Genomic DNA, 26,929 nt, shown 5'->3' on the forward strand with positions numbered 1-26,929 from the left:
GATGAATGGCCAGGTCAGGGCAATTTCAACGCCTTGGTGACCTCGGCCCAAGGCACGAATTTGAAGTTCTGGGTTTGCTCGGGCATGCGTTTGCGGCCGTCCTGCACCACCAGCATGCCGTGGCTCCAGGGCCCGCCGAGGTTGGCCGAGGTGACTTCCAGGCCATCGGTTTCCGAAGCGCCGTCGATCCCCGCCGCCGCGTTCAGCCCGACGCGGAATGCACCGCGAGACGCGAACGGCGGTTCGGCATCGAGCACCACATAGCTGTCGTTGCCCTGGCTGGAGATCACCAGATAGTCCTGCGCCGCGCTTTGATAGAGCGCCAGCCCTTCCACATCCGCCTGCAACTGCGCACCGACCTTGATCACGCTGCTGAGCGTCGCCGGCTGATCGGCACGGGCGTCCACCGCCCAGACGCCGACATCCTCTTCACCGAGAAACAGGCGCTGGCGCTGGTCGTCGGCGACGCAGCCTTCGGGCTGGCTGTCGACCTTGAACTGGCGCACCAGCTCGCCCTGTACGCTGCCATTCGGCGCGCTCAGGCGGTATTGCAGGAAGGTGCCGTCCTTGCCGTTGGCGATCGCGTAGAGTTCGCCGCTGGCCGGTTGAAACAGGCAGATGCCGTAGATGTCCTTGAGCGGCGTGGGAATCTCGCCGGCTTCGCGCAACTCACCGCTGGTGCGGTCGATGCTGAACAGGCTGAGGCTGTTGTGATCGCGATTGCTCGCCACCGCGAGGTCGACGGTCTGCTGACCGAGCTTGAAATTCGGCCGTATATCGACGTTGTTCAGCCGCCCCACCGGCAATTCCTGTAGCAGCTTGCCTTGCAGGTCGTACGCCATCAGCCCCTGCTTTTTATTGGTGCCCAGCACCCGACTCAGGGCGGGTTGCTGCGGATGAATCCAGATCGCCGGATCATCCGCGGCATCGCCCTGGCGCCCCACCGGGTCGCTTTGGCTGATTGCTTTTACATTCGCCAGCACCGGCGCCAGGGGCACTGGTGTGGCTTGCCAGCCGAGTTCACCCTGATACAGACGACCGTCGTCATCGTCACGCAGCAGTACTTGCAAGCCTTGGGCCGTCGGGCGCAGGGCGAGATTTTCCGGCTCCTTCAAGCCTGGCAGCGCCATTGTGGCCTGAGCCGTCCAGCGTTCGCCCTGCTGCTGATAGAGATGCAACTGCGCGGCTTTCGGATCGAGTGCAACGATGCCACCCGGCACCAGCGCCATCGCACCCGCGGCCTGTTTGATCTCGCCGAACGGTTCGCGCATGGCCACCGGTGAGCGCGTTACATCCGCTTCGGCATGCGCCGGGTAGGCCCACCAACCGACGTTTTCCTCATTGACCACCAACTGATTGGCCGCGTCGTCGACCTGGCAGAACTGTGCCGATGGCGGCAGTGGCAGACCGCGCACCCGTTGCGGTTGCGGTTGCGGGTTCAAAGTGGCGCCGTTGCCCACCAGCCATTGCTCACCCTTGCCCTCCTCGCCCACCAGAAACAGGAACAGGTTGCTGGCTTCGTCGCGGTACAGACACAAACCGTTCACCGGGTAATCCCGCGTCGGCAGATACACCGGTTGCCCCCAGTCGCGCTTGGCCGGATCGAGGCTGACCAGCACCGCTTGTTGACGGGCGTTGTCGAGGCTGGCCACCAAGACGTGTTGGCCGGCGGCGCGGCTGTCCAGGCTACTGAACGAGCCTTTCAAACGCGCCAGCTCTTTGCCTTGTGCGTCGAGCAGCAGCAAGCCGTCACGCTCGCTGGCGGCCAGGCGTTCGAGGCCGAGGTCGGCGGGTAAAAACGCCACCGCGTCGACCGCCAGGTTCGGCGCCCAGGGTGTGAGGCTCAGGTTCGGCGCGGCCGCCAGGGCCTGGCCGATGGTCAAGCTGATCAGTGTGGCCAGCAGACCGTGTTTGGGTAACCACGAAATACTCATGAACAGGCAAAGTCCTTGTCGTGCGTCCATCACGGCGGCAGCACCGGGCTGCCGCCCCGGGGCTTAGAAGTGGGTGAAGGTCAGGCCGAGCTTGTAGGTCGGGCCGTATTCTTCGTATTGGCCGTTGTAGGAGCGGTTGCCGGTGTAGACGAAGTACGGCTCGTCGGTGAGGTTCTGCGCCTCGAAGCTGACTTGCAGGTTTTTGGTCAGCGAATAGCGCGCGCTGAAATCGACGAAGGTCTGGGCATCGACGTGCAGGTCGTGGGCCTTGTCGTTGATCGAGGCCAACTCAAAGAGGTAATCGGACTTGTAGTTGGCAGACAGGCGCAGACTCAACTTGTCGTCTTCCCACCCAAGCATCAGGTTGCCGACGGTGTCGGACTGATTGGGCAAATCGATGCTGCGTTTGCGGTTGATCCCACTGGCGGCGTCGAAGCCTTCGATCTCGGCATCGGAGCGGCTGAAGGTGGTGTTGGCGCCGAGCAGCAGGCCGTTCCAGGGTGCGGGCAGCCAGTCGAATTTCTGCGAGTAGGCCAGTTCCAGGCCATAGAGTTTGGCGCTGTCGCCGTTGGCGAACGTGTGAGCCTCGGAGAAATCGGCCCAGGCGCCGGTGCCGGCCAGGTCGGTGTTGTAGACGAAGTTCTTGATGTCTTTATAGAACACGAACGCCGAGACCGTGCCGGCATGGCCCATGTAGTGCTCGATGCCGAGGTCGAGGTTGCTGGATTCCAACGGCTTGAGGTCCGGGTTGCCGAAGCTCGCCTCGTCATCGTCGATGACAAAACCCGGCGCCAGTTGGCCGAAAGTCGGGCGCACCACGGACTTGGTCCAGGCCGCGCGCACCTGAGTATTCTTGTCCAGTTGATAGCGCGCATGCAGGCCCGGCAACCAGTGGTGATAACGGCGTTTGGTTTCGGTGGACTGGAACTCGCCATCGGTGGCGCCGGTGCCCTTGGCTTCGAACTCGGTGCCTTCGTAGCGCATGCCGGCAATGAAACGCCAGTCATCGATATCGATGGTGTTCATCAGGTAGCCGGCGTTGATGTCTTCGCTGATCTTGAAGTCGTTGACCCGCGATTCGGTCTCGTCGTAGAAGTCCGCCTGATTCAGGCCACCGATCAACTGTTTGATAGCGCTGCCACTGATGCCCGGGCCGAACTGGCCGAGGCGGTAATCGACGGTGCCTTTCTGGAATCGGCTGAGGTTGAGCTGTTCATCGCTGAAACCCAGATCGTCGAAATCTTCATAGACCCAGGCGTCGAGGTTATTGTCTTTGTTGCGGCGGCTGACCTTGCCGCCGAATTTGACCTGGGACGCATAGCCGCTGAGGTCGTAGTCGCGGGCCAGGTCCAGGCGCAGGTTTTTCTCGGTGTCGGTGGCTTTCTGTTTTTCCCACTCGACCTTGTCGAGGCTGAAGTTGCTCGGGTTGTAAAAGCCCTGACCGATGATGGGCCGCGGCTTGTCGTTGTCGTAGAAACCGCTGTCGGCGAAATCGTCGGTGCCGTTGAATGCGGCGTTGGCGATGTGGCCCGGGCTGTCTTCGCTGGAGCGGCTGTAGCCGGCCTGGCCGCTGAGGGTCCAGAGGCCGAACATACGCTCGCCGCCCAATACGTAGGACTGGATTTCCTGGGTCTCTTCTCGCTGCTTGAGTTTGCGGGAGCCTTCGGCATCACCCAACTCCCCCGCCGCCAGCGGGTCGGCGAATTCGAGGCTGGTGGAATTGCGCGTCTCGCTGTCCTTGTAGCGGCTGTACAGGGTGCGCAGGTAATAGCTGCTGAGGTCGTCAGGCTTGTAATCGAAGTTCAGGCCGCCACCGGAGCGTTCACGGCTGATGTCGTAGTCGCGTTGCTCGAACTCCTGCAATTTGGCGCCTTGCTCGAAGTCCCAGGCGCCGCCGGTTTCGACGTTGTCCGAGCCGAAGTCGCGCTTCTGCCAGCTCAACGCGGCGGCGACGCCGAAGTTGTCGATGCCGTCGCCAAGGCTGAAGCGATCACTGACGGCGCCGGAAAATTTCGGGCTGGTCTGGTGGGTATTCTTGTCGTAACTCGCTTCGCTGCTGCCGGTGTAGAACAGCCCTTTGTGATCGAAGGCCGAGAGGCTTTTCACATCCACGGTGCCGCCCAGGGAGTTGGCGTCCATGTCCGGGGTCAGGGTTTTGATTACCGACAAGGACTGCACCAGCTCCGAGGGCAATACATCGAGGGCCACGGCCCGGCGCTCGCTTTCCGGTGAGGGCACCAGCGTGCCGTTGATGGTCACGCTGTTCAGATCCGGTCCGAGGCCGCGCACGCTGACAAACCGCCCTTCACCCTGGTCGCGCTCGACGCTGACTCCCGGCAAGCGCTGCACCGCTTCGGCAACGTTCTCGTCCGGCAACTGCGCCACGCCGTCGGCATGCACCACGCTCTTGATACTGTCGGAACTGCGCTGCTCCTTGAGCGCCTGATCAATACTCGCCGCCTGGCCCACCACTTCGACGTGTTCGGTGTTCGCCGAGGTTTCAGCGGCGCTCAGGCGTTCACTGGCGATCGCCATGGCCAGGGCGGTGAGCGTGAAGCCGACCACTCCTGCGGTGCTGCTGCGCTTGTACATGAATGTCCTCCCCCAAGAGTCCGTTAACGCCAGGCAAAGGGCCCGGCAACTGGGAGGGCACGCTAGGGACGGGGGATGACGGTTCTGTGACAGGGGGTGGCGGGAGGTGCGGTAAACCGGGGTTTTGCGCGGTTTCGGGGAGGGAAGTGAGCTGAAATGACTTGCTCCGGCTGACAATGCTTCTGCGGTGAGGAGGCTTGCCCAACTGTCAGTCAGTTAAGCGCAATCCATGTGGGAGCGGGCTTGCTCGCGAAGACGGCGGCACAGTCAACATTGATGTCGCCTGACACACCGCTTTCGCGAGCAAGCCCGCTCCCACAGGTTCTGCACCCACCAGAAAATCCCGCAGCACCATGAGCTGATTCGACCTCACACCCCCGTCACCCGACTGTCACAAACATCTGCTGTGCTGGCGCGCATTGCTTCTTCGCCAAAGGATCGCGGCCATGTTCTCAGTGCTCAAACCCCACCGTTGGAAACTCGCCCTGCTGCTGTTGGCCGCCAACCTGGGGTTGCTCCTGCATCTGGCCTGCGGCGAGCTGAAGCCGGTCAGCGAATGGGTCTGGCTGGACATCGTCGGTGAAGGCGGTTCGGCGCTGCTGGCGTTGGTCTGGCTGGGGTTGGTGCTCAAGAGTCGGCCGGCCGGGCGCGTCACCAATTACCTGGCGCTGGGTTTGAGCGGGATCTTTTTTTCCTGGTGGATCGACAGCCTCGACGAGTTCATTCGCCTGCCCGACAGCATCACCTGGGATCACTGGCTGGAGTCCGGGCCGATGCCGGTTGGCATGATCCTGCTGACCATCGGCATCTATCACTGGCACCGCGAACAACTGGCAATCAGCGCGCAGATGGAGAAACGCGAGCGGCTGTTCCGCGAGCATCGGTTGTTCGACAAACTCACGCCACTGGGCGGCGCCGATTACCTCAAGCGTCAACTGGCCGGCAGCCTTGAGGAAAGCCACGGCCAACAACAGCCGCTGTCGTTGTTGGCGCTGGACCTGGACAACTTCTCAGCCATCAATCAGGCCTTCGGGCATGCCGAAGGCGACGCCGTGCTGCAAGCGCTCAGTCATTTGCTGCTGCTCAATCTGCGGCGCCAGGACTTGCTCTGCCGACTGGCCGGCGACCGTTTCGTGGTGCTGCTGCCCAATACCGGCGAGAGCCAGGCACGGTTGCTGGCGCTGGAACTGCAGCAAGCGGTGCAGGGCCTGGCGCACAAAACCCGACAGCACGGCGAACGCTTGCAACTGTCGGCGAGCACGGCGGTGGTGATGGCGCTGAACGAGTCGCCAGACGCCCTGCTCAAGCGCCTTAACCTGGCGTTGGCTCGGGCCAAGCAGCCTCTGGCCAGAACGGCCTGAGGCCCGGCCATGACCCTGAAAACCACGTGGTACGAAACCGACAGCCGTTTCATCCCCGGGCATTACCAGCCGGCAACCCTGATCGATCTGGCGCTGTCCCGGGACATCGACAGTCATCGTCTGCTGCGCGGCACCGGGCTGTTTCATGAAGACATTCTGGCGGGTCAGACCCGCCTCAGCCCCCAGCAGTTTTTCGCGCTGATCGGCAACAGCCGACGTCTGCTGGATGCCGACGACAGCAGTTTTCTGTTCGGTCAGCGCCTGCTGCCCGGACACTACGGCGCCGCCAGCCACGCCCTGCGCCATGCCCAAAACCTGCACCAGGCACTCGACACCCTGGTGCAACAGCAGGCGCTGCTCAGCCCGTTAATGACGCCGCGGTTGGTGCTGGATGAAAAACACGCCTATCTCTATTGGCTGGACAGTTGCGGGGCCGGTGAGCAATGGCGTTTTCTGCTGGAAGCGAGCATGACCTCGCTGGTGGCCATGAGTCGCGCGCTGAGCGGCCAGCGTCTGCCGTGGGAATGCAGTTTCAGCCATGCCGAGCCCCGTTACGTCGAGCAATATTGGGTGCATTTGGGCGAGCACACTCAGTTCAATCGGCCTCTGGACCTGATGCGCATCCCCCGGGAATTTCTCGCCCAGCGATGGCCCGATGCGTCGGCCACTGCGGGCCAGGTCGCCCGTCAGGAAGCTCAGGGGCAACTGCAACAGATGGGCTGCACATCGAGTTTTCTCGACTGCCTGTACCGCTATTTACAGCGCCACGTACGCCACACCCCAAGCCTGGAACAAGCCGCCCAGGCCTTCGCCATGAGCCCCGCGACCCTCAAGCGCAAACTGCAAAAACACGACACCGGTTTCCAGCAGCAGGTAGATTTGGTGCGCAAGCACGTGGCCCTGTACCTGTACCAGATCAAGGGGTTCAGCAACGAAGCAGTGGCCGAGTACCTGAGCTTTAACGATGCGGCAAATTTTCGTCGCTCGTTCAAGCGCTGGACCGGCAGTACGCCCAATTTGATCCGTCAGTTGTTCAATACCGGCCTGTAGGAATCCGGCTGACGCGGTCTGACTGACACACCGCGACTTCTGGTTTTACGACTGCTACGCAGCCGATCGCAGGCTCGCAGGCTCGCAGGCAGCTCGGGCCGATCATCGCCTCGAAAATGACAGTCAAGCCCTTCGCGTGGAGCAATACTCCACAACGAGCTGAGAGAGCGTCGCCACAATCGCCTGATCCGCTTCAGCAGAGGCAAACAATCGAAACTGCGCATCCGGCAAATCCGGCAATCCTTGCTCCGCACCCAGAGCCGCCAGTCCCTGCCCCAATTGACTGACCGTCATGGGCGCTACCGCGAAACCAGCCAACGCCGCCGCCCGCAACCCGGCGGTGCTGGTGCATGACATCGCCGTACGTTGGGCGATCCCCGCCTGCGCCAGCCGCCTCAGCGCGATCTCACGATAAGGGCAGGGCTCAGGGAACAGCGCCAGCGGCAACGGTGTCGGTAACTGGGTGACGGGCTGCGCCGACCAGGCCCACACCAGCGGTTCTTGCCACAGTAGCAACCCCGCTTCGCTGGTTTCGCACAGAGAACCGATGACCAGCTCAAGATCGCCTTGCTTCATCAGGTTCAGCAACGTGCCAGGAATGCCCACCTGCACGTCGATTTCCATGCCCGGGTACTGCGCCGCGAAATCCTGAAAAGCCCGCAGCAATCGCGGTTCGACAAAATCCTCCGACACCCCGATCCGCACCCGTCCGTGAAACGGCGTGCGCGTCAGTTGCGCCCAGGCATCACGGTTCAGCGCGAGGATCGTCCGCGCATAAGCGATCAGGCGCTCGCCATCAGGCGTCAATTGCTGGGAACGGGTCGTACGCTTCAACAGCGGTTTGCCGACCTGTTCTTCCAGTCGCCGCAAGTGACCACTGACCGCAGACTGGGTCAGGTGCAGCTTTTCGGCTGCGCGACTGAAACCGTCTTCATCGACGACGGTGACGAATGTTTTTAACAACAGCACATCGAACATAGTTCTATTCGTGATTAATGGCTTATTTATTCACGATTTATATTCCAAATTAAACTATGTTGCAATGATCCAACTTCCCCGCCCGAGACACGCCATGACCACCCTTCTGCATATCGAATGTTCCCCGCGCAAACAACGGTCAGCCTCCCTTGAAGTCGCCCGCGGCTTTATTGCGCGCTATCAAGAAAACACCCCGGACACCGAAATCATCACCCTCGATCTTTGGAACATGGTGTTGCCGGAATTCGACGAGCTGGCAATGGACGCCAAATACGCAGGGCTCAATGGCACGCCCTTGACCCCGACGCAGCAAGACGCCTGGAACACCTTGAAAGACCTGGCCGGGTTCCTGCACCGCGCGGACGTCCTGGTGATGTCCGTGCCGCTGTGGAATTTCAGCATCCCGTACAAGCTCAAACACTTCATCGACCTGGTGTCGCAGAAAGACATTTTATTCAGCTTCGACCCGGAGCGCGGTCTGGAAGGCATGCTGCACAACAAAACCGCCGTGGTGATGTACGCCCGCGGCCTGGATTTTTCGGCGCAGTCGATCACGCCAGCGGAGCGCTTCGACTTTCAGAAGCCCTACGTGGAAGCCTGGCTGCAATTTATCGGCGTGAGCGATGTGCACTCGGTGATTGTCGAGAAAACCATCCTGGGGGAAGACGTTGACCTGAGTGCGCGTAAGGCCGCGACTCAGCAGGCCATGAGGCTGGCAGATAGTCTCGTTAGTTAAGCGCAATCCATGTGGGAACGGGCTTGCTCGCGAAGGCGATGTGTCAGGCAACATCAATGTTGACTGTGCCGCCGTCTTCGCGAGCAAGCCCGCTCCCACAGGTTTCGCACCTTAACTGACTGGCATTGAGTCTCTAGAGATCGCCTATTTTTATTGCGATCAACCCGTAAAGCTGTCCTGTTCAGCCTGGCATGCCAGCCACGTGCAAAACAGATCCAGTTTCTTGTCAGGGCCCGGACTTCGCTTCGCAATGTAGGAGTAGTCACTTTGGTGGAATCCGAACGGTGCCAGTAAACGACCAAGACGAATGTCGTCGGCCACCAGATGCCAAGGGGCGACACAAATCCCCAGGCCGGAAATCGCCGCCTCCAGTGTGAAATAGTAGTGCTCAAACTCCACTCCGACCGGCGCGGTCACCTTGTATCCAATCGCGTCACTCCAACTTGCCCAGGCATTCGGGCGAGTTTTTGTGTGCAGTAGCGGATGCAGGAAAATAGAACTCAATTCAGTGAGTTGGATACGCGCAGATAACGTCGGTGACAGCACGATGCCCAATCTTTCAGGAAACAGCAGGAAGGTATTTTTTTGACCTTCAAGGACGCCCTGCTCGGCAGTGAGCATCACGTCATATCGGTCTCGGCCCGGATCGGTAGCGTGGACAAAGGAATTCAAGCGAATCTTGATATCAGGGTACTTCGCATTGAAATCGAAAAGACGGGGAATCAGCCACTTCACCGTAAACGTGCTGAAGCAAGACACGTCCAGAATACCCGTCGCGGTGTCCCTTATTCTGCCTACAGCGGCCTCAATCTGATCCAGCGCAGCCGTCAAGTCTGGCAGCAGCTCTTTGCCGGCAGCGGTGAGCTGCGGTTTATTTTTTGTACCCTCGAACAGGTCTACCCCAAGACTCAGCTCTAACTGGCGTACCTGGCGACTCACCGCCCCAGGCGTGACAGAAAGCTCATCGGCAGCAGACGTCATTCTCCCCAGCCGAGCGGCGGCCTCGAAAGAGCGGAGTGCATTTAAAGGAGGGAGGCGACGTTTCATTAAGTGACTTTAACTCAATTACTTCGGGCGCATAAATCGATTTCCAAGCTTGGCTCGGTTTTGCAAGATGACCCCGATTTTCGCCTGCCTGGTTACCTGTCCGGGGACGCCAGTATTGCAGGGACGTACTCCAAATCAATTGAGAGATTCTCACATGCCATTCGTTCGAACAGCCGTCATCAAAGGCACTAGCCAGCAACAACGTCAGCGCATCGTCGACGGTATACACCAAGCGCTGATAGAGAGCATTGGCATGCCCCCGGATGAACTGTTCAACCTGGTAGCGGACTATGACCCGGAACAATTTTTTTACAGCCGCACCTTCAATGGCGTCGCTCGTTCAGACAATCTGATAGTGATTGAAATTACGATGCGTAGAGGTCGAAGTGACGCTATGAAGCGGGAGCTCTACAAAAAAATTGCTGACAATCTCGGCGCTCAAGCACAGGTTCGTCCGCAAGACCTTTTCATCTTCATGCATGAGAATGACTATTCGGACTGGTCGGTGGGTTTTGGCAAGTTCGCAATGGCGTTAGTGCAGCAAGCCGGTGAAGATGCCGCTGCTGTGTAGAGGCCAAAGCGTCCAGTCTGCTTGCCTTGAGCGCTTTCGAAACTGATTCACCAACAGCACGACGATGGGGCTGTAAACTGGCCCCCTTTACCACCTCAAGCAAGAGATCCCCCATGGCAAATCGCGACATCACCTTTCTCCCCGACCCAGACCCGGAATCCATTTCCTCCGATGTCGCCGGTTTCGGTGGCCTGTTGGTCTCCACTCAAATCCCTACCCGTGCCGACGGCAGTCTGGAGCTGGGTGGCATCGCCGAGCAGAGCGAGTGCACCCTGCAAGCGCTCAAGGTAGCGTTGGAACTTGCCGGCAGTTCCATGGACCGGGTTCTGCATCTGACCATCTACCTCACTGACATGGCCGACCGCGCCGCTTTCAACGAAGTCTACAAGCGCTTTTTCGCCAAGCCCTGGCCGGTTCGCGCCGCCGTTGGCGTGGCCTCATTGGCGGTCGAAGGGATGCGCGTGGAAGTCACCGCAATGGCGGCCAAGCGCTGAGTCTGCGGACTTGTCCGATGGCCCGGCTCCAGCGAGCGGCCGCCACCGGGCCATTCCCGACGGCAGATTTTGCGCCGTCGGGAGATCCTCACCGGGACTCAAAAGCGGCTATTTGACCAGCCGTTTTTCCTTGGAAGGCCTGTAGCCAAAGTACGAGCTATAGCACTTGCTGAAATGACTGGGCGACACAAAGCCACAGGCAACCAGCACGTCTACCTGGGACAGCTCTGTGTGTTGAAGGAGTCGACGCGCTTCGGTGATGCGCAGCTCCATGTAATATCGCTGCGGCGTGGTCCCGAGTTGCTCCTTGAACAAGCGTTCGAGCTGTCGCCGGGAACGGCCGGCGTAGACCGCCAGTTGCTCCAACTCCAGAGGCTCTTCGAGGTTGGCGTCCATCAGCTTGACCACCTCTCGCAATGGCGCGCTCACACAAATATTTTCAGCCGGTTTGATGCGCCGGTAGCGAGACTCCTCGAACGCAAGAATGTCCTCGATCCCCTCGACCAGGGCTTTATCGTGCAGTTCCTTGATCCAGTCCAACGCCATATGGAATGCCCCAGAGGGACTGGACGCGGTGAGCCGGTCTCGATCGATCACAAAGGGTTCACTGGTGACATGCGTCGCCTTGGAGATTTCCGCGAGTGCGGGACGATGTTCGGGGTGAATGGCGCAACGGTATCCATCAAGCAAGCCTGCACTGCCCAGGAACCATGCACCATTCCACAACCCGGCCAGACTGATGCCCTGATCTGCCGCCGCTCGCAACAGGCTGATGAACTCATCAGTCGCCTTCAGTTCTGTCCTGTAGCCGCCGCAAATGACCAGCAGGTCCAGGTTGTGAATGGCTGAAGAATCGATACGTGCATCCGGCCGAATGACCAGGCCCAAATCGCTGATGACCTCTCCCTCATTCAAGCCGAACGTTCGGGAAGAGAACAAGCCGGGGCGCAGAAGATTAGCGGTGACAATCGTGTCCAGCGCTTGCGTGAACGCGGGCAGCGAGAAATGCTCGAGCAGCAAAAAGCCTGTCCGAGTCATTCGAGCAGGCTCACCAGGGTTTTCATTCAGATAGCGGAGGTTTTTCCCCTTCATGCCTCCGCTGAATTGACGTCGTTCGATCAATGTTCGACCCACTCGGTTACGTTAGCCAATCTGTCATTTGGTGCGCTTATAAAGCGTCATGCTACCCGCAGAAGCTCAAAAAGCCCTAGCACCATTATGCGACCGATCAGGCCAGTTGAAAGCCGTGACGAAGCGGGTCTTTATCATCGACGAAAATGGTGTTGTGGCCGGTGATCTGCGCCCAGCCACCGATACTTGGCTTGATACCCTCAAACGTTCCGACTTTTACCGATGCTTCGACTTTCCCTTCGAAAATCGTCCCTATCAGGCTTTCATTGCGGAACGTATCGCCCACGCGCAACCGTCCCTTGGCAAACAGTTGGGCCATGCGCGCCGAGGTGCCGGTGCCACCCGGAGACCGATCAATCGCCTTGTCGCCGTAGAACACCGCGCCGCGTCCATCAGCTGCAGTGCTGTGTTGGTCGTCACACCAAATGACATGGTGGACGCCGCTGATCCTGCTGTTCTCGGGATGCACAGGATCACAGACTTCTGCCAGCGCCGAGCGCAGTTTCTGGCTCAGGCCAACGATGTCTGCCGTGGTCAGCCCTTGCAAGCCGGCCCAGTTCTCCTGTGGCTCGACCACCGCATAGAAGTTGCCGCCAAAGGCAATGTCCACAATGAGCTCTCCGACGCCGGGCACGTCCACCACCACGTCGGCGCTGTGCAGATAACTGGCGACGTTGAACAGACGAATAGAGTCAACGAACTCGCCGTTCATGGTGTAGTCGACATCCACGCGTCCGGCCGGCGTTTCGATCGCCAGCTTGCCGGGTTCCCGAGGCGTAACCAGACCTTCTTCAATGACCACGGTCGACAGCCCGATCGTGCCCGCCCCACACATCGGCAGGCAGCCACTAACTTCGATGAACAAGGCACCAAAGTCACAATCATCGCGCGTGGTCGGATAGATGATCACGCCGGACATGATGTCGTGGCCCCTGGGCTCGAACATCAATGCGGTTCGAACCCAGTCATGGTCGCGAACGAAAATCTCACGTCGTTCGGCCATCGAAACGGACGGCAACAAAGGCCCGCCACCCGCCACCACCCGCACCGGGTTTCCGCACGCATGGGAGTCAATGCAGAAAAAGCTACGTCGCATGCTGGAACCCTTTCAGAGAAGTTTGCTTGGGGAATGACGCTGCAATGCGCCGCGTGACAGACGATCCAGCAGCAGAGCAATAGCAACAATCGCCAAGCCGGCTCGAAGCCCTAATCCCATCTCCATCCTGGAGAGACCACGGGTCACTTCAGCCCCAAGACCACCCGCCCCCACCAGACCTGCCAACACCACCATCGCCAGGGACATCAGGATGCATTGGTTCAGCCCGACCAACAGCGTGGGTGCGGCAGTCGGAAGTTCTATCTTGAACAGAATATCCCTTGGCGAAGCACCGGACGCCTGGCCCAACTCGAGCAGATCCTTAGGCAGCTGCTTGAAGGCAAGGGTCGTCAACCTGAGCATCGGTGGAATGCCGTACACAATCGTCGCGATGATTGCCGGCACGCGCCCCAGGCTGAAAAGAATTACCGCGGGAATCAGGTAAACCCAAGGCGGCACCGTCTGCATGATGTTAAGAATCGGCAAAAAGGCTTCATCTACACGCTTCACACGGGCCGCCAGGACACCCAGCGGAAAAGCGATGGAGACCGATATCAAGACCGCCACGGACACGAGCGCAATCGTCTGGATGGAAGCGACCCAGAGGCCAGAGAACAAACAAAAAGCCAACATCAAAGCAGCGAAAACAGCGACTCGCTTGTTAGCGAAAAAGAACGCCGCAACAACGACAAGGCCAATGAATAAATAAGGATGGGGAGCAAGCAGTGCAGTTTCAACGAAGCCGAGTATCGCCTCGATGACTTGGCTAATGCCCTTGAACAACCCGTGTAAATTAGTGTTCAGCCAGTCCACAGCGGGCGCCAGAAACTCGCCTGGAGAAAATTGGATGTCCATTGTAGTCATTGCGCTTCTCCCATCCGAGACCGTGCAGCGCTCTGCGCCAATCGATCCAGAATCATGGTCAGAATGACGATGGCAATGGCCGCGTTGATCGACTTGGCGATATCCAGTGTGCGTACCGCCCCATAGATGGATTCTCCCAAACCGCCAGAACCCACAATGCCGGCGATCACGACCATGCCGAACGCCATCATCAGGCTTTGATTAACACCGGCCATGATGCTTGGCATGGCGAACGGTAACCGGATCTTGAAAAACATCTGCCACCGGGTGACGCCGCTGGCATCCCCCAGTTCGATGAACTCCTGTGGGGTCATGCGAATCCCCAGAGAGGTCAGCCGCATGGCCGGTGGCACCGCAACGATAAAGGTCGCCAACAGTGCGGTTGCCGGGCCGTAGCCGAGCAACGCAATTGCCGGCAACAGATAGATGTAAGGCGGCATGGTCTGGATCAGATCCAGAACCGGATCCACGACTCGATCAAATGACGGCGCAAGACCGGCCAACACACCCAATGGAATCGCAACAACCAGCGCCAACACTGTGGCGGTCAGTACCAAGGCAAGGGTACTCACCGTTTCCGGCCACAAGCCCATGACGTCGCAGAATATCAACGCCAGGCCTGTGAGAATCGCGAATCGAACGCCAACCGCCCGCCAGCCGATCAAGGCCAGGACAATCGCGATGACGTAATAAGGGGGATAGGCAATACACCACAGAACGCTTTCGTAAATGCCCTTCAGCATCGTATTAGCGGTGTCGAACACAAACTCGCCGTTATCCATCAGCCATTCCAGGCTCGAGTCGACAGCCGAATCGAATTGGTTGGAAAAGTCAGGCGTGCTCATGTTGACGCCTCCAGAACAGTGGCGGCTGACGAGGCCGCGAACTCATTCGGAATACCTTGAACGCCACGAAGCAGATCACGCAGCGTAATGACGCCTACCACTGCGCCGTTATCGACCACAGCGAGTGCATCGCGGTCGGACTTCATCGTCAATCCGATAAGCTCGTTGATATCCGCGTCGGGCGAGGTTTTGGTTAGCCTGGAGATGTCGCAACCAGGGTTCGCAACCTTGTAAGGCTCGACGGGCGTCATGACCGATTGAGCTTTGACCAGGTGCAATCTGGAAATGCCTGCGACAAATTCCGCTACGTAGTCGTCAGCCGGGTTAAGGACGATGTCCTCGGCAGTGCCCACCTGAATGATCGCGCCATCTTTCATGATCGCGATGCGGTCGCCAATACGGATCGCCTCGTCCAGGTCGTGAGTAATGAATACCGCGGACTTGCCAAGCTCCTTGGTCAGCTGGCGGAACTCATCCTGCAACTGCCTGCGAATCAAGGGGTCAAGCGCACTGAACGGCTCATCCATCAAGATCACTTCAGGGTCCGCCGTGATCGCCCGTGCCAGCCCGACCCGTTGTTGCATGCCACCGGACAACTCGCTTGGGTAGCGCGAAATCCAGTCGCTCAAACCCACCTTGGCCAACGCCTGCTCGGCCACTTTATAACGCTCGGCCTTGCCCACGCCCTGCACTTCCAGGCCGAACGCCGTGTTCTCCAGAACCGTGCGGTTAGGCAGCAAGGCGACGCTCTGAAAGACCATGCCGATATGCCGCGCCCTCACCTCCCGCAGCTGTGCGGGCGTCAGGGATGAAAGGTCTTTGCCTTTGACCAGAACCTTACCGGCACTGGGTGTGATGAGTTTGTTCAGAAGCCTGATCAGGGTGGATTTGCCACTGCCCGACAATCCCATGATGCAAAAGATTTCTCCTCGGCGAACCTGGAGACTGACGTCGGAGACCCCGACTACGCAGCTGTAATTTTGCAGGATCTGGGTCTTGGTGAGCCCCTGCTGAACGACAGCATCCATCGCAGCAGGTGCGGCTTTACCGAAGATTTTCCAGACTGACTGGCAATCTACCAGCACTTCGTTAGTGTCTATTTTGGCCGTTGTCATTTCGTAACCCGTCGAACCAGTTTTTGCTGGTTTCTCTAATTAAATCAAAGGGCGGCAGTGGCGGAGAAAAGGACGTTCGTTATTTCTTTATATTTTCCCAGCGCTTCAACAGTTCGGCATGGCTATCTGTCCAGCCTTTAACTGCCTGCTCCATGGTTTTGCCATCCTTGACCTCGCCGTTTATCGCGGTGATATCGGCAATCGGCACATACACGCTCGCCATAACTTCACGCGCGCGCGGGTAAGCTGTTGAGAAGTCTTTGTGACCGATCCAGTAATAACCTTGTGGTGGAGGGAAAACACCTTTTGGATCCTTGAGGAACTTCAGGTCAAACTTTTGCGCCATCCATGAAGGTTCCCAAACGGTGACAGCAACCCACTCTTTACGATCGACTGCCGACTTCAACGCCGCGGTCATGGCAGCGGTACTGCCTTCCAGCAATTTCAGCTTGATGCCGTAGGCGTTCACCGCATTGGTCGCATCGCTCATCAAACCGGAACCCGGCTCGATACCGATGATTTTGCCGCCGAACTTTTCAGCGTTGTCATTCAACTGCTCGACAGAATCGATATCCACATACTTGGGTACTGCAATACCCTGGTAGAGCCCGTAAGAAACCGGGGAGAGTTTTTCCAGACGGTTTTTATTCTTGTTCCAATAGTCGTTCGCCGCATAGTCCGTTTGCGAAGCGAGTACCTGGATATCACCTTTAGTCAAAGCCGCGTAAGCAATACCCCACTCGGAAAACTCTATGACTTTTACGCTATAACCGGAGTCCTCAAGTACCTTCTTTGTTATACCGGTAATCGGCGTCAAGTCTTCCCATGAAAGTGTGCCCATGGTGATTGTTTTTTCTTCTGCATGAACTGGCAAACACAGCATGCCAGCCACAGCAACAGCGCAGATTGCCTTCCAAATCTGTTTCATGGCGAACTCCGATCTACGTCTAACTAGAGATTAGGCTCTTATAGAATAAAAGCCGTTGTTTGAAGCTATTCAGCCTTCTCGCCCTGCTCTCAGTGCCTGCCAACGAATAACCGAGTTGACACCCAGTTTCGTTAATATCCTGGGTGGAAGCGTGTTTGGCCCAGGCGCTTGACTGAAACTTTCTAAAACTCTCGAATGAGTGCCGGTGGCTAACTCAGCGGCCATCACGCCCGCCAAGGTGCTCTTGACGGTTCCCAACCCATTTTCGCAGCAAGCCGAATACAGGTTTTCTTCTATCTCTCCAAACGCCGGGGCGCTGTTACGACTCAAGCAGAGGCGCCCGGCCCAGCTGAATTCGAACGGCGTCGATTTCAACTCGGGAAAGCGCGCATCCAGAGAACGCCGTTGTTCTTCGGCGACAGCAGCAACCCGCCTCAGCGTCACTTGAATACTGGGGTCATAGGTGAACTTGGTCCGAATGACGATCCGCGAGAGACCGTTTGAAGTAATTTTACGAACGGTCGCACCCATCGGATCCGCGGGCAACAAAGCCCATCGAGCGTTGCCTGTCACCGGTCTTTCAAACTCGTCATGACTATAAGCAGCCGTCATCGACGCATAGGTAAACACGTGCAGCAGGCGACCCTGAAAATGGCCGAAGTCTTCGATATGGCCGTTGACCGCGAGAATCACCTTGGGCGCATTCACAGCGCCACGATGAGACTTCGCCTTCCAGCTATTTCCCGTTCTGGATAACTCGATAATCGGCGACCGTTCATAAAGGCTGACGTTCTTATCCAGCCCGAATGCGAGATCTCTAATGTATTGAGCCGGCTGAATCATCACCGCGCCGGGCGTATACAGCCCACTGTGGTAATAGCTGGAACCGGTGATCTCTTGCATCTGCGCGGCGTCCAGCAGCTCGTACTGTTCGCCAATGCTTTGAAGCGACTGGGCAAAACTGGCATTGAGCTTCATTCCACGCTCTGTCGCAGCCGCGTTTATCTTTCCCGAGGGATCAAAGGTCTCGGTAGACATGCCGTATTCGCGGGCGGCTTCAGCTGCAAAAGCGATAGCAAAGCGGTTCTGGGCAATCTCTAGTGACGTTGCAGACTCACCGGCAACCGAATATTCCCCCGATGAAAGACTGTGCGGCACGTCGATCATGAAGCCAGAGTTTCTGCCTGCCGGCCCCTTCGCAACTTCATGGGCATCAACGATCGCAATGCTGTCGCCTGGGTGCAGCTGGGATAGCCTGCGAGCGGCGGAGAGACCGGCAAAGCCTGCACCGATAATCAGCCAGTCCGCCGTCACGTTCCCATCAAGCATGCGGACAGGAGCCGTGCGTATGGAAATCGCCTCCCAACCTGAAACCCCGGTGTCGACCGGAAGGCGCTTGATGGTATGGATGCTCATTTTTCGGTCTCATCAACCGACCGATCAGACACATCGATCCAGATGGTTTTGATTTCGGTGTACTGATCGTGAGCAAAAATGGATTTGTCCCGACCGCCGAAACCCGACTCTTTGTAGCCGCCGAATGGCGTCGACGCATCACCTTCGCCAAAGCAGTTGACGGTGACGATGCCAGCGCGAATTTCCCGCGACAACTTGATTGCCCGTCGCAGGCTGCCGGTATAAACAGAGGCGGCCAGGCCGTATACCGTGTCATTGGCCAGGGCAATTGCTTCAGAGATCGTGTTGAAGGTGGTGACCGAAAGAATCGGGCCGAAGATCTCTTCCTGGAACAGCCGACTGTCTCGATCGACACCGTCAATGACAGTCGGCTCTACGAAGGCACCGTCTTTCGTTGCGCCGCCGTACACAACTTCAAGCTTTGCGGCGGTGGCATGCTCAAGGTACGACTTCACTTTTTCGAAATGTTCTGGGCTGACCAGCGACCCCACGCGATTTTGCGGATCCAGCGGGTCGCCCATTTTCCATTCGCGGATGTAGGCGCCCATGCGCTGCAGCAGTTCATCTTTGACCGACTCGTGGACGATCAGGCGCGAGGTCGCGGAGCAGTTTTCGCCCATGTTCCAGAACGCGCCGTTGACGACGTGCTCGGCCACGAGATCCAGGTCTTGCGCGTCGTCCATCACCACAGCAGGGTTTTTCCCACCGCACTCGAGCACGATGCGTTTCAGGTTTGAATCGGCTGCGTAATGCAGGAAACGGCGGCCGGTCGCGGTAGAGCCAGTGAAGCTCACCATGTCGACGTCATTGTGCAAGCCAATCGGCTCGCCGACCTCTTTGCCGGTACCGGTAACAATGTTGAGTACACCGGCGGGCACGCCGGCTTCGAACGCCAACTCCGCGACTCGTAATGTTGTCAGCGTGGTCTGCTCGGCGGGTTTGACGATAACCGAACATCCTGCGGCGAGCGCCGGGCCGATTTTCCAGGCCAGCATCAGCAGGGGGAAGTTCCAGGGCAATACGCAGCCCACCACGCCAATCGGCTCACGGACAACCATGGTCAGCGCGTCGCTGCCCACCGGAGCGGTGTTGTCATAAATCTTGTCGATCAGTTCCGCGTGCCAGCGCAGTGTGTGAATGGTGTCCGGCACATCAACCAACTGACATTCACTAACAGGCTTGCCGCTGTCGAGGCTCTCAAGAACTGCCAGTTCATGTTGATGGCTTTCTAGCAAATTCGCGAACTTCAGCAGAACAGCTTTGCGCTCCCTGGGAGCAATCGATCTCCATCGCCCATCCTCAAAAGCTTCTTTGGCATTAGCCACCGCAAAGTCGACATCCTCAGACGAACAGGCAGCGACGTTAGTCAAAAACTCACCCGTCGCCGGATTGTTCGTGGCGAACGTTTTGCCAGAGATCGCGGGCTTGAACGCGCCATTAATGAAGGCGTTAGACGGCAACGAAATGTCTTTGGCAATAGCGGCATATTCGGCCTTGCTCAGAAGATCACCCATGGCTGGCTCCCGAAGTAATGCTTGCTACGTTGCGTTTCAGTTCGGCGATGACGGATTCAAGGCTTTGCTTTTCTTCAGGATCCAGAGGCTGAAGCGGTAACCGCACATCCCCTACTTTCAGCCCGGCAACCTCGCAACCGTATTTGATCGACTGCACGAACTTGCCACCGTCCAACGCATTCATCAGCGGCATCATCGCCGACATGATTTGACGGCCTTTATCGAAGTTCTTTTCGATCACGCAAGCTTCATAAAGCGCTACGTGTTCCTTTGGCAGGAAGTTGGACCCTGCACAGACCCAACTCCTGGCGCCCCAGGCAAAAAACTCGAGCGCTTGGTCGTCCCAACCGCATGACAGTGCGATATTCGGAAACTCGCGAGCGAGCAGATGCACACGCCCCATGTCGCCGGAACTTTCCTTGATGGCAATGACGTTTTTCGATTCGCTCACTCGGGTGAGGTATTCCTCATCCATCGAAACGCACATGCGACCCGGGTAGTTGTAAAGCATGATCGGCAGGTTGGCGGCGCGATCGATGGTCAGGGCGTGGATCGCGTTTTCCCGCGAGGTCGGCAGCGCGTAAGGTGGGCTGGTGACGAGAATGGCGTCCGCCTTGATCGCTTTGGCATCCTTGGCGTACTGAACGGCATCTTCGGTGCGAATGGCCCCGGTACTGACGATCAGTTGAACCCGCGTACCGATGACATCCTTGGCATACGCGGCAAGCTCAGTACGCTCTTCTGAAGTCTGCGCATAATATTCGCCGGTCGAGCCGCCGATAATAATGCCGTGTACCTTCGCTTCAATCAGCGACTCCAAAACTTCGGAGTACACACTCCAGTCGATCTCCCCATCAGGTTTATGAGGCGTCACTGCTGGCGTATAAATACCTTCAAATTTCAAGACGATTTCTCCGAAGATGAATGACGTGGAAGATCAACGAGCGCGTCCGCCTTGATGCCTGGGGGCGCGATAAAGATTTCCATGTTTTCTCGGGACAATTCCCAATGTTCAAACACAAGATCAACCACTGCACCTTCATCGCGACGCTCAATGGCCTCGATAAATGAATCGTGGTGGCAGGCGGACAGATCAAGGCGTTGTTCCATATCCTCGTTCTGAGGCCGGAAAAAGGTATTACCGATTCGGGCGTGATCGATAAGCAGTCTTTCCAGGCTGGGTTGCAGGTATTGGTTACCCGCCATCTCACCCATAATCGCGTGGAAGCGATTGTTCTCGACCACCATCGCCAGCGCATCCCTTGAAGTGGTGGCACGGCGGAAGCGGTATTGCGTGTCTTTTAAATCGATCAGTTGACGTGGCTTGAAGTTTTGTACCGCCAGACGACCAATGGCTGCGTACATCATCGGCGCAACCAGGAAGAAGTTTCGCAGTGTCGAGTGATTCATCGGAATAACTCGAGCCCCGCGGTTTTCGCGAATGTCGATATAACCTTCACCGGCCAGGCGTCGAAAAACTTCTCGAACGGGAGTGCGTGACAGGCCATAACGCTCGCTGAGAATGACTTCATCCAGCGCTTCGTCAGGATCGAGTTCCATCGTCAAAATTTGACGTTTCAAGTCTTCGTAGAGACAAGTTTTGCCGTTTTTCACGAACGACCTCCAGAGGTGGTTTTGCCGTCAGTTGCGCCTGACTGATGAGTCCAGACTCGCACGGGTTTTTGGGGTGGTCAATAGATTGTATTTCTTGTGTATACATAGAAAACACAAGAAAAATTCACCGGGCTTTTAGTATTTCCCCTTTAGATTCAGATGGTTATTTATTTATTCAAAAAACGACGTAGTCGCTTACAGAAAAGAATTGGGTCGCTTTTGGAATGCTATTGCCTAGATCATTCCCTAATAAAGCTTATTACCAAGCGCACCTGTGTTTGGCGCGGTTGGCCGTGGACGACACGAGAGAGAGCGTTTGCGACATGCCATTGAGGCAAGGGAGAGGCGTTACTGAAAACGGAAAGCATTGAGCCGCGTCATAAAGGCTGAAAAACCCGAACTCCCTCCATACCGCTGAATCCAATGTGTAGGCCAATGGAGGTGAGCGAAATGAACAATGATGACCGTGTTAATGACGACAAATCAGAAACGACCTCGAACGTCCCGCCTACCGATACGTCTGGCAAACCCGACGATGTGGTCGAAAGAGAGCTTGAGGACAGCGACAGTGACGCCGAAGGTGTGAATCAAACTCACACCCAGGAGCTGGAGGCTGAAGAGCTCAGGCGAAAAATAGCGGAGATAGAACGCAAGGTGGCGGACGGTAATTAGCGAAGGGGCGAGGCCTTCGGATCGCCTCTCGACGATGACACTTGCTCAAGTCACAGAGGAAGCGAACGGTCTTGAATGACTCGTTTCATCACCAGGGTGGAAGTCAGGCGCTGAACGTTAGGCAACGTTGAAAGGCGCTCATCGTAAAGCTGCTGGAACGCTGGCAGATCTCGGGTGACGACATGGAGAAGGTAATCAGGCTCTCCAAAAAGCCTTTGCGCCTCCACTATCTGGGGGATCGCCTGAAGCGCCACCTCGAATGCTTCAACCGCCCGGCGATCTCCCTCGCGCAACGTCGCAAACACCATTGCCGAAAAGTTAAGGCCGAGCGCGGCGGGAGCGAGCTGCGCGCGATAACCCAGGATCACGCCTGATTCCTCCAGGGCACGCACTCGACGATGGCAGGGGGACAGGCTAAGACCGACCCGCTCTGCCAGCTCAGTCACCGACAGGCGCCCGTCCGCCTGAAGCTCGGCAAGAATTTTCAGATCAATCCTGTCCATATAGAAGAATCTCCCTCAACGCGATATCCAGACTGGAATAATAGAGAAAATATTCTAGCCGGTTTCAATTATTCTTTCCGTGAACTTTATAGCGAGTCGTCCGTACTTTTCGAAACAAGTCGGAACGCCTCTCAATGTCTGCGAGCTAGAAACATGCAAGTACCCTTTGAAACTGCAAGGTGGCGAATATGACCCTTAGTGTTCTCGCCGCATTCTGGGCTGTGTCGTTTTTGTTTGTGATTACACCGGGGGCGGATTGGGCGTACGCGATCTCGGCGGGCTTGTTTGGGCGTGTCGTGATGCCCGCCGTGGCCGGGCTGTTGATCGGGCATTTAGTCGCAACATTAGTCGTGGCGGCCGGTGTCGGTGGACTTGTAGCAAGCAATCCCATTGCGCTTTCGGTGCTCACCGTCGGTGGGGCCGGGTATCTGCTATGGCTGGGCATCAATATGCTTCTGCATCCCTCGGTTCCTCGCGCGGGACAGGTCCAGGAATCCGCCTCCTGGGCGCGCTGGACCTTTAAAGGGCTTTGCGTGAGCGGCCTCAACCCCAAGGTCTTCCTGCTGTTCCTGGCGCTACTGCCTCAATTCACCGACCCGACAGCCTCCTGGCCAGTGCCGATGCAGATTATCGCGCTAGGCCTGCTCCATGCGTTCAGTTGCGGCGTGATTTATCTGCTGGTGGGGTTCGGCTCTCGAATCGTGTTGCAGGCACGTCCCGTTGCCGCTCAAGTAGTCAGTCGGCTCTCGGGGGCGATCATGATCATTATCGCGGTGCTGTTGCTGATCGAGCAGATCTTGCACTGAGCGTTTATTCATCTCGGAGGAAAAGATAATGAGTGACACGTTCTCGCCTTACGGCAACAACGAAGTGTCGAATGTGAGATCACGCATCCGGATTCCTCATCTGCAACAGATGAAAGTGCGGGGTCAAAAGTGGGCGATGCTGACGGCCTACGACATGTACACGGCCACGATCTTCGAAGAAGCCGGCATTCCTGTTCTGCTGGTGGGCGACTCGGCATCCAACAATGTCTACGGTCATGAATCCACGCTTCCCGTCACGGTTGACGAGCTTATTCCACTGGTACGCGCCGTCACCCGATCAACCCGTAGACCTTTGGTGATTGCCGACCTGCCCTTCGGCTCCTACCAGGCTTCGGCCGAGCAATGTTTCCACACAGCCGTACGCTTCATGAAGGAAGGTGGCGCCCATGCGGTGAAAATCGAGGGGGACGTTGAGATGCTGCCGCAAGTCGAGAAACTCACCCGCTCGGGGATTCCGGTAATGGCTCACATCGGCTTTACCCCGCAAGCCGAGCATCAATTGGGTGGCTATCGTGTTCAGGGACGAGGTGACGGCGCGCAGCGACTGATCGAGAGTGCCCGCGCCTTCGAGGCCGCCGGTGCCTTCGCGCTGCTCATTGAAATGGTGCCCGCCGAAGTCGCTGCACGCATCACTGCCACCGTTTCGATTCCTACCGTCGGCATTGGCGCCGGCAATGGTTGCGACGCTCAAGTATTGGTTTGGCAGGACATGGCGGGGCTGCGTACCGGGCCTCTGCCCAGGTTTGTCAAACAATACGCCGACATGCGCGGCGTGCTGCTCGGGGCCGCGCGCGACTTCGCCGTCGATGTGCAAGCGGGCGACTTTCCAGGGACCGAGCATTCCTTCTAGTCGACAGTACAAGGGACTTCAATGAAAAGCTTCAGACAGCGTGCAGCCGAAGGGCTTCAGACCGGTGACAGCTTCACCCTCTCCCGCTGCTTCACGCAGGAAGATATCCAGCGCTTCGCGCAGATCTCCCGCGACTACAATCCGGTGCATCTCGATGCGCGTTTCGCCGAAGCCCGCCGCTTTAAAGCGCCGGTTTCTCATGGCCTGCTGACGGCCAGCCTGATGACTGAAATCGGCGGCCAGATTGGCTGGCTGGCCTCAGCGATGACGTTCCACTTCAAGCGCCCCGTTTATCCAGGGGATACCATCACTTGCCATTGGTTCATCAAGGACATGGATGAAAAAGGTCGTGCGACGGCGGTTGTCACGATGACCAACGAGGACGGCATTACCGTGCTGGAAGGAGAAACCAGCGGCGTTTTGCCTGGCCCGCGGGCGCGGGAAATCATGAGGCAGATGCTGGCCGAGGGTGATCCCACGAATGAGGTGGCGTGTTCTGATGGATGATCACCATGGGTTGAGAGCTGCCCTTACTAAACCGGGGGGGGGGGGCGGCCAGTTTCTGTCTCTCGCCACGGGCAGTAACCGGCCAAGAGCAGTCGTTCATTTATAGACCGCATCAAAACAGTGATAAGGGCTCCAGCAAAGCAACTACTGCGGAACGCTTACCATCCATGCTTAAAATTTGAGCTTTCTATAGGTAGCATTTTTTCTTTTGGCCATTTTCCAACGTTCCTTCAACTGAGCTCTCAACTAAATTATAAATACAAGTCATTTCCGACTTGTCTTTTGTTGTTAATCGAAATTTCACTGGACTACCACTTAACAAATCAGACGAAAAATCTTTACTTTTTACAGGCACGCACTGAAGCCTCTGACTTATTACTTTTATTATCAAATCAGATTTTTTTTGTTTCTCGGCATTTTCCGCTGCCGCTTTTTCCCTTTTTATTTGTGCATTGTAATCTGCGAAGGAAATACTGTTTCTCCTCCACTCCGGCTTAAAAAGCCCTACCCTATTGTCTACGAGTAACAGTTCTTCTGTATTATCGACTTTCGCACTGATAGATACGATTTTCCAATGAAAAATATCGTCCTCACTGACAAAGTCGCCGGTTGCACTTGAACCCATAACATTCAAGTGGTAATCAACACCATTTTTCACCAGTTTTGCCCGAATGTGCGCATCAAGCCTCTGATGTATTCCTTTGATAACTCTCAGAACATTGTTATTTTGATCGTCACATGCTTCTTTGAATGTACGCAAGCTATCTTTTGAAGCATTCCCACTCAACTCTTCATTAGTATAAGACTTGCTTTTTACAATGTTAATCGCTTCATTTATGATTCGCGTGTGCTCCGTCTCTGACATTTTCGTGTCTTTATTAGGTCCCTGAGGGGAAAAACCTGTCCAGCCCTGAACAGCGGGCGTTGCAGGTACCGCAGGAGCCCCTGGCGAGTTTTGTGTAGCTGGTTTAGCAGGTTTGGCCGGTATGGCAAGTGCGGCACTTTCATAGGTCACGGTAATCAAATTTGCCTCCAATGGCGAGCGCGGATAGCGTCCGTATCAAGTCTATGGTTGATTTTTTTACGGAACCTCATGGCACGGTAAAACTTTCGTTTTTAGTCATCCTATGCTCTCCCAAATCGCCGTTAAGAGCATATCGAGAATAGACGTCACTCAGTACAAACGTCGAAAACCACCTAAATAAAGTGCCTCAACCACCAGTGAGCGCTGAGCAGAGGCCGGCACATCTCACCCAAGAGCTCAACCTTTACCGTTTTGAGTTAACGGAGAATTTTCTGGGGCAGCCGATCCTTGAACGTTGGGAAAGAGAGTCGCCTGACGGGGCAGAGCCCCTCGTGACAGGCAGAAATCGACCCAGAACTATCATTTGCGGACGGCGGATATTGGCACCGATGAACGGCAGTCTATGGACTAGAGGCAGGATTAATAAGCCAAGCATACTCCGCCAGCAGTGCCGCAACCAAACCGACTCCTCCTTGAATACGCACCCACCGAGCAGCTGTTTTACTGCTAAGAGATTCGTTTGTAATGCTAAACATATTTCTCATAGACCACATCCAGATACGACTTTGCCTTACATAGTTGAGCACTCGCTCTGGTGCAAACGCCATTGCGATTGATATAAATACACACCACAAGAGTATCAGCTGTAGAATTATCCAGAGCATATGCGACTTCCGTTACGCCCCCAATATTTTGTTAACTGAGCGGGGTTATTTTCAATGTTGCAATAACATCCTTTGGATTTTTCTTGTAGCATTTAATCATGTGGTCGCAATAGTCGCCGACAGTGCGAATGGTTAAATTGCCAGAGCTTATTGCTTTGTATATTTCTCTATCACACACATCGAGAATATCGCCTTCAACCTTATCATATTCATTCGGATTAAATAGACCGGGAGGGTGGGTAGCTTCCAAGTCACTCCCAAATACCGCCTCTTTGTTAAGAGAATCCACGGGAACATTGAAGATGTACGCAATTCTCTGCAAGGCAAATTCACGGACAATTTCATCTGTTTCGCTCATGATACATTCTCATACCATCATTTCTCACAACCGTATTTACCTGAGGAAGTGGTATCCCAGGCAGCCTTTCCTATCACACCCAATTATAGACACCTTCTGCGAACTCCTGCTGTTGGACTGGCCTGACCACAACCAGTAAAAGGATAAGCAATAAATAATCAGCTTTGCCTGCCCGATACTGAAAACCGGAAAGAAAATACTTGTCCTGCTGCGCCCACAACCGTCCTCAGACATAAC

At 56.6% G+C, this 26,929-nt stretch carries 26 protein-coding genes; 9 read left to right on the forward strand and 17 right to left on the reverse strand.

All coding sequences use genetic code 11. From position 1 onward, the window contains the following. Positions 1–14 precede the first annotated feature (14 nt). Positions 15–1,934, reverse strand: coding sequence for a phytase (locus PMI30_RS09565; RefSeq protein WP_008011769.1), 1,920 nt, complete (start codon positions 1,932–1,934; stop codon positions 15–17). A 63-nt stretch (positions 1,935–1,997) separates the two neighbouring features. Further along, positions 1,998–4,526 carry a TonB-dependent receptor gene (locus tag PMI30_RS09560; protein WP_008011770.1) on the reverse strand — a complete coding sequence of 843 codons (2,529 nt, stop codon included), beginning with the start codon at positions 4,524–4,526 and terminating at the stop codon, positions 1,998–2,000. A 446-nt stretch (positions 4,527–4,972) separates the two neighbouring features. Between PMI30_RS09560 and PMI30_RS09555 the strand changes: the two genes are divergently transcribed. Both PMI30_RS09555 and PMI30_RS09550 read left to right on the forward strand, forming a co-directional pair. Then, complete coding sequence (locus PMI30_RS09555; RefSeq protein ID WP_008011772.1) at positions 4,973–5,887, forward strand: GGDEF domain-containing protein; 915 nt, start codon at positions 4,973–4,975, stop codon at positions 5,885–5,887. A 9-nt stretch (positions 5,888–5,896) separates the two neighbouring features. Beyond that, entirely contained in the window at positions 5,897–6,937 is a 1,041-nt protein-coding gene (locus PMI30_RS09550; protein ID WP_008011774.1) for an AraC family transcriptional regulator, read from the forward strand. A 123-nt stretch (positions 6,938–7,060) separates the two neighbouring features. Here the strand turns inward: PMI30_RS09550 and PMI30_RS09545 are convergent, their stop codons facing one another. Then, a complete protein-coding gene (locus PMI30_RS09545) occupies positions 7,061–7,915 on the reverse strand; it encodes a LysR family transcriptional regulator (RefSeq protein ID WP_008011777.1) in 855 nt (284 codons plus the stop codon). A gap of 94 nt (positions 7,916–8,009) precedes the next feature. Between PMI30_RS09545 and PMI30_RS09540 the strand changes: the two genes are divergently transcribed. Further along, a complete protein-coding gene (locus PMI30_RS09540) occupies positions 8,010–8,651 on the forward strand; it encodes an FMN-dependent NADH-azoreductase (protein ID WP_008011780.1) in 642 nt (213 codons plus the stop codon). 159 nt (positions 8,652–8,810) lie between these two features. Here the strand turns inward: PMI30_RS09540 and PMI30_RS09535 are convergent, their stop codons facing one another. Continuing rightward, complete coding sequence (locus PMI30_RS09535) at positions 8,811–9,698, reverse strand: LysR substrate-binding domain-containing protein (RefSeq protein ID WP_008011783.1); 888 nt, start codon at positions 9,696–9,698, stop codon at positions 8,811–8,813. A 67-nt stretch (positions 9,699–9,765) separates the two neighbouring features. Here PMI30_RS09535 and PMI30_RS09530 point away from each other — a divergent pair, with 67 nt between their 5' ends. Then, positions 9,766–10,269 carry a tautomerase family protein gene (locus PMI30_RS09530; protein ID WP_238542005.1) on the forward strand — a complete coding sequence of 168 codons (504 nt, stop codon included), beginning with the start codon at positions 9,766–9,768 and terminating at the stop codon, positions 10,267–10,269. 113 nt (positions 10,270–10,382) lie between these two features. Further along, entirely contained in the window at positions 10,383–10,763 is a 381-nt protein-coding gene (locus PMI30_RS09525) for a RidA family protein (protein WP_008011788.1), read from the forward strand. 108 nt (positions 10,764–10,871) lie between these two features. On the opposite strand, the gene PMI30_RS09520 is transcribed toward PMI30_RS09525, so the two are convergent. The 10 genes from PMI30_RS09520 to PMI30_RS09475 all read right to left on the reverse strand — a co-directional run bounded on the left by PMI30_RS09520 (position 10,872) and on the right by PMI30_RS09475 (position 21,286). Then, positions 10,872–11,885, reverse strand: coding sequence for a GlxA family transcriptional regulator (locus tag PMI30_RS09520; protein WP_177318851.1), 1,014 nt, complete (start codon positions 11,883–11,885; stop codon positions 10,872–10,874). A gap of 106 nt (positions 11,886–11,991) precedes the next feature. Beyond that, entirely contained in the window at positions 11,992–12,990 is a 999-nt protein-coding gene (locus PMI30_RS09515) for a 4-hydroxyproline epimerase (protein WP_008011791.1), read from the reverse strand. Between the two features lie 12 nt (positions 12,991–13,002). Beyond that, positions 13,003–13,854: an ABC transporter permease gene (locus PMI30_RS09510; protein ID WP_008011793.1), complete on the reverse strand. Its 852-nt coding sequence runs from the start codon at positions 13,852–13,854 to the stop codon at positions 13,003–13,005. Beyond that, entirely contained in the window at positions 13,851–14,699 is an 849-nt protein-coding gene (locus PMI30_RS09505; protein WP_008011795.1) for an ABC transporter permease, read from the reverse strand. The genes PMI30_RS09510 and PMI30_RS09505 overlap by 4 nt, the downstream gene beginning before the upstream one ends. Continuing rightward, entirely contained in the window at positions 14,696–15,814 is a 1,119-nt protein-coding gene (locus PMI30_RS09500) for a quaternary amine ABC transporter ATP-binding protein (RefSeq protein ID WP_008011796.1), read from the reverse strand. Before PMI30_RS09500 ends, PMI30_RS09505 begins: the two co-directional genes overlap by 4 nt. Positions 15,815–15,893: 79 nt before the next feature. Further along, entirely contained in the window at positions 15,894–16,742 is an 849-nt protein-coding gene (locus tag PMI30_RS09495) for a glycine betaine ABC transporter substrate-binding protein (protein WP_008011798.1), read from the reverse strand. A gap of 69 nt (positions 16,743–16,811) precedes the next feature. Further along, the gene (locus PMI30_RS09490; protein ID WP_008011801.1) at positions 16,812–18,158 is read right to left on the reverse strand and encodes an NAD(P)/FAD-dependent oxidoreductase; all 1,347 of its coding nucleotides are present in this window, start codon (positions 18,156–18,158) and stop codon (positions 16,812–16,814) included. Further along, a complete protein-coding gene (locus tag PMI30_RS09485; RefSeq protein WP_008011803.1) occupies positions 18,155–19,672 on the reverse strand; it encodes an aldehyde dehydrogenase in 1,518 nt (505 codons plus the stop codon). Before PMI30_RS09485 ends, PMI30_RS09490 begins: the two co-directional genes overlap by 4 nt. Next, complete coding sequence (locus tag PMI30_RS09480; protein ID WP_008011804.1) at positions 19,665–20,576, reverse strand: dihydrodipicolinate synthase family protein; 912 nt, start codon at positions 20,574–20,576, stop codon at positions 19,665–19,667. The genes PMI30_RS09485 and PMI30_RS09480 overlap by 8 nt, the downstream gene beginning before the upstream one ends. After that, positions 20,573–21,286 carry a GntR family transcriptional regulator gene (locus PMI30_RS09475; protein WP_008011805.1) on the reverse strand — a complete coding sequence of 238 codons (714 nt, stop codon included), beginning with the start codon at positions 21,284–21,286 and terminating at the stop codon, positions 20,573–20,575. The genes PMI30_RS09480 and PMI30_RS09475 overlap by 4 nt, the downstream gene beginning before the upstream one ends. Before the next feature lie 450 nt (positions 21,287–21,736). Here PMI30_RS09475 and PMI30_RS09470 point away from each other — a divergent pair, with 450 nt between their 5' ends. Beyond that, positions 21,737–21,958, forward strand: a complete 222-nt coding sequence (locus PMI30_RS09470) for a hypothetical protein (protein ID WP_008011806.1) — start codon at positions 21,737–21,739, stop codon at positions 21,956–21,958. Positions 21,959–22,008: 50 nt separating this feature from the next. Here the strand turns inward: PMI30_RS09470 and PMI30_RS09465 are convergent, their stop codons facing one another. Beyond that, positions 22,009–22,461, reverse strand: coding sequence for an Lrp/AsnC family transcriptional regulator (locus PMI30_RS09465; RefSeq protein WP_008011807.1), 453 nt, complete (start codon positions 22,459–22,461; stop codon positions 22,009–22,011). 188 nt (positions 22,462–22,649) lie between these two features. Here PMI30_RS09465 and PMI30_RS09460 point away from each other — a divergent pair, with 188 nt between their 5' ends. The 3 genes from PMI30_RS09460 to PMI30_RS09450 are packed head-to-tail and all read left to right on the forward strand — an operon-like array spanning position 22,650 to position 24,645. Next, positions 22,650–23,267 carry a LysE family translocator gene (locus PMI30_RS09460; protein ID WP_008011808.1) on the forward strand — a complete coding sequence of 206 codons (618 nt, stop codon included), beginning with the start codon at positions 22,650–22,652 and terminating at the stop codon, positions 23,265–23,267. 28 nt (positions 23,268–23,295) lie between these two features. Continuing rightward, positions 23,296–24,138, forward strand: a complete 843-nt coding sequence (panB, locus tag PMI30_RS09455; RefSeq protein WP_008011809.1) for a 3-methyl-2-oxobutanoate hydroxymethyltransferase — start codon at positions 23,296–23,298, stop codon at positions 24,136–24,138. Positions 24,139–24,159: 21 nt separating this feature from the next. After that, a complete protein-coding gene (locus tag PMI30_RS09450) occupies positions 24,160–24,645 on the forward strand; it encodes a MaoC family dehydratase (RefSeq protein WP_008011810.1) in 486 nt (161 codons plus the stop codon). Positions 24,646–24,832: 187 nt separating this feature from the next. Here the strand turns inward: PMI30_RS09450 and PMI30_RS09445 are convergent, their stop codons facing one another. Both PMI30_RS09445 and PMI30_RS09440 read right to left on the reverse strand, forming a co-directional pair. Then, positions 24,833–25,660, reverse strand: a complete 828-nt coding sequence (locus PMI30_RS09445; RefSeq protein WP_238542008.1) for a hypothetical protein — start codon at positions 25,658–25,660, stop codon at positions 24,833–24,835. Positions 25,661–26,365: 705 nt separating this feature from the next. Then, positions 26,366–26,692, reverse strand: coding sequence for a hypothetical protein (locus PMI30_RS09440; protein WP_008011812.1), 327 nt, complete (start codon positions 26,690–26,692; stop codon positions 26,366–26,368). Between the last annotated feature and the right edge of the window lie 237 nt (positions 26,693–26,929).

Origin of the sequence: Pseudomonas sp. GM50, assembly GCF_000282375.1 — a bacterium.
Classification (GTDB): domain Bacteria; phylum Pseudomonadota; class Gammaproteobacteria; order Pseudomonadales; family Pseudomonadaceae; genus Aquipseudomonas.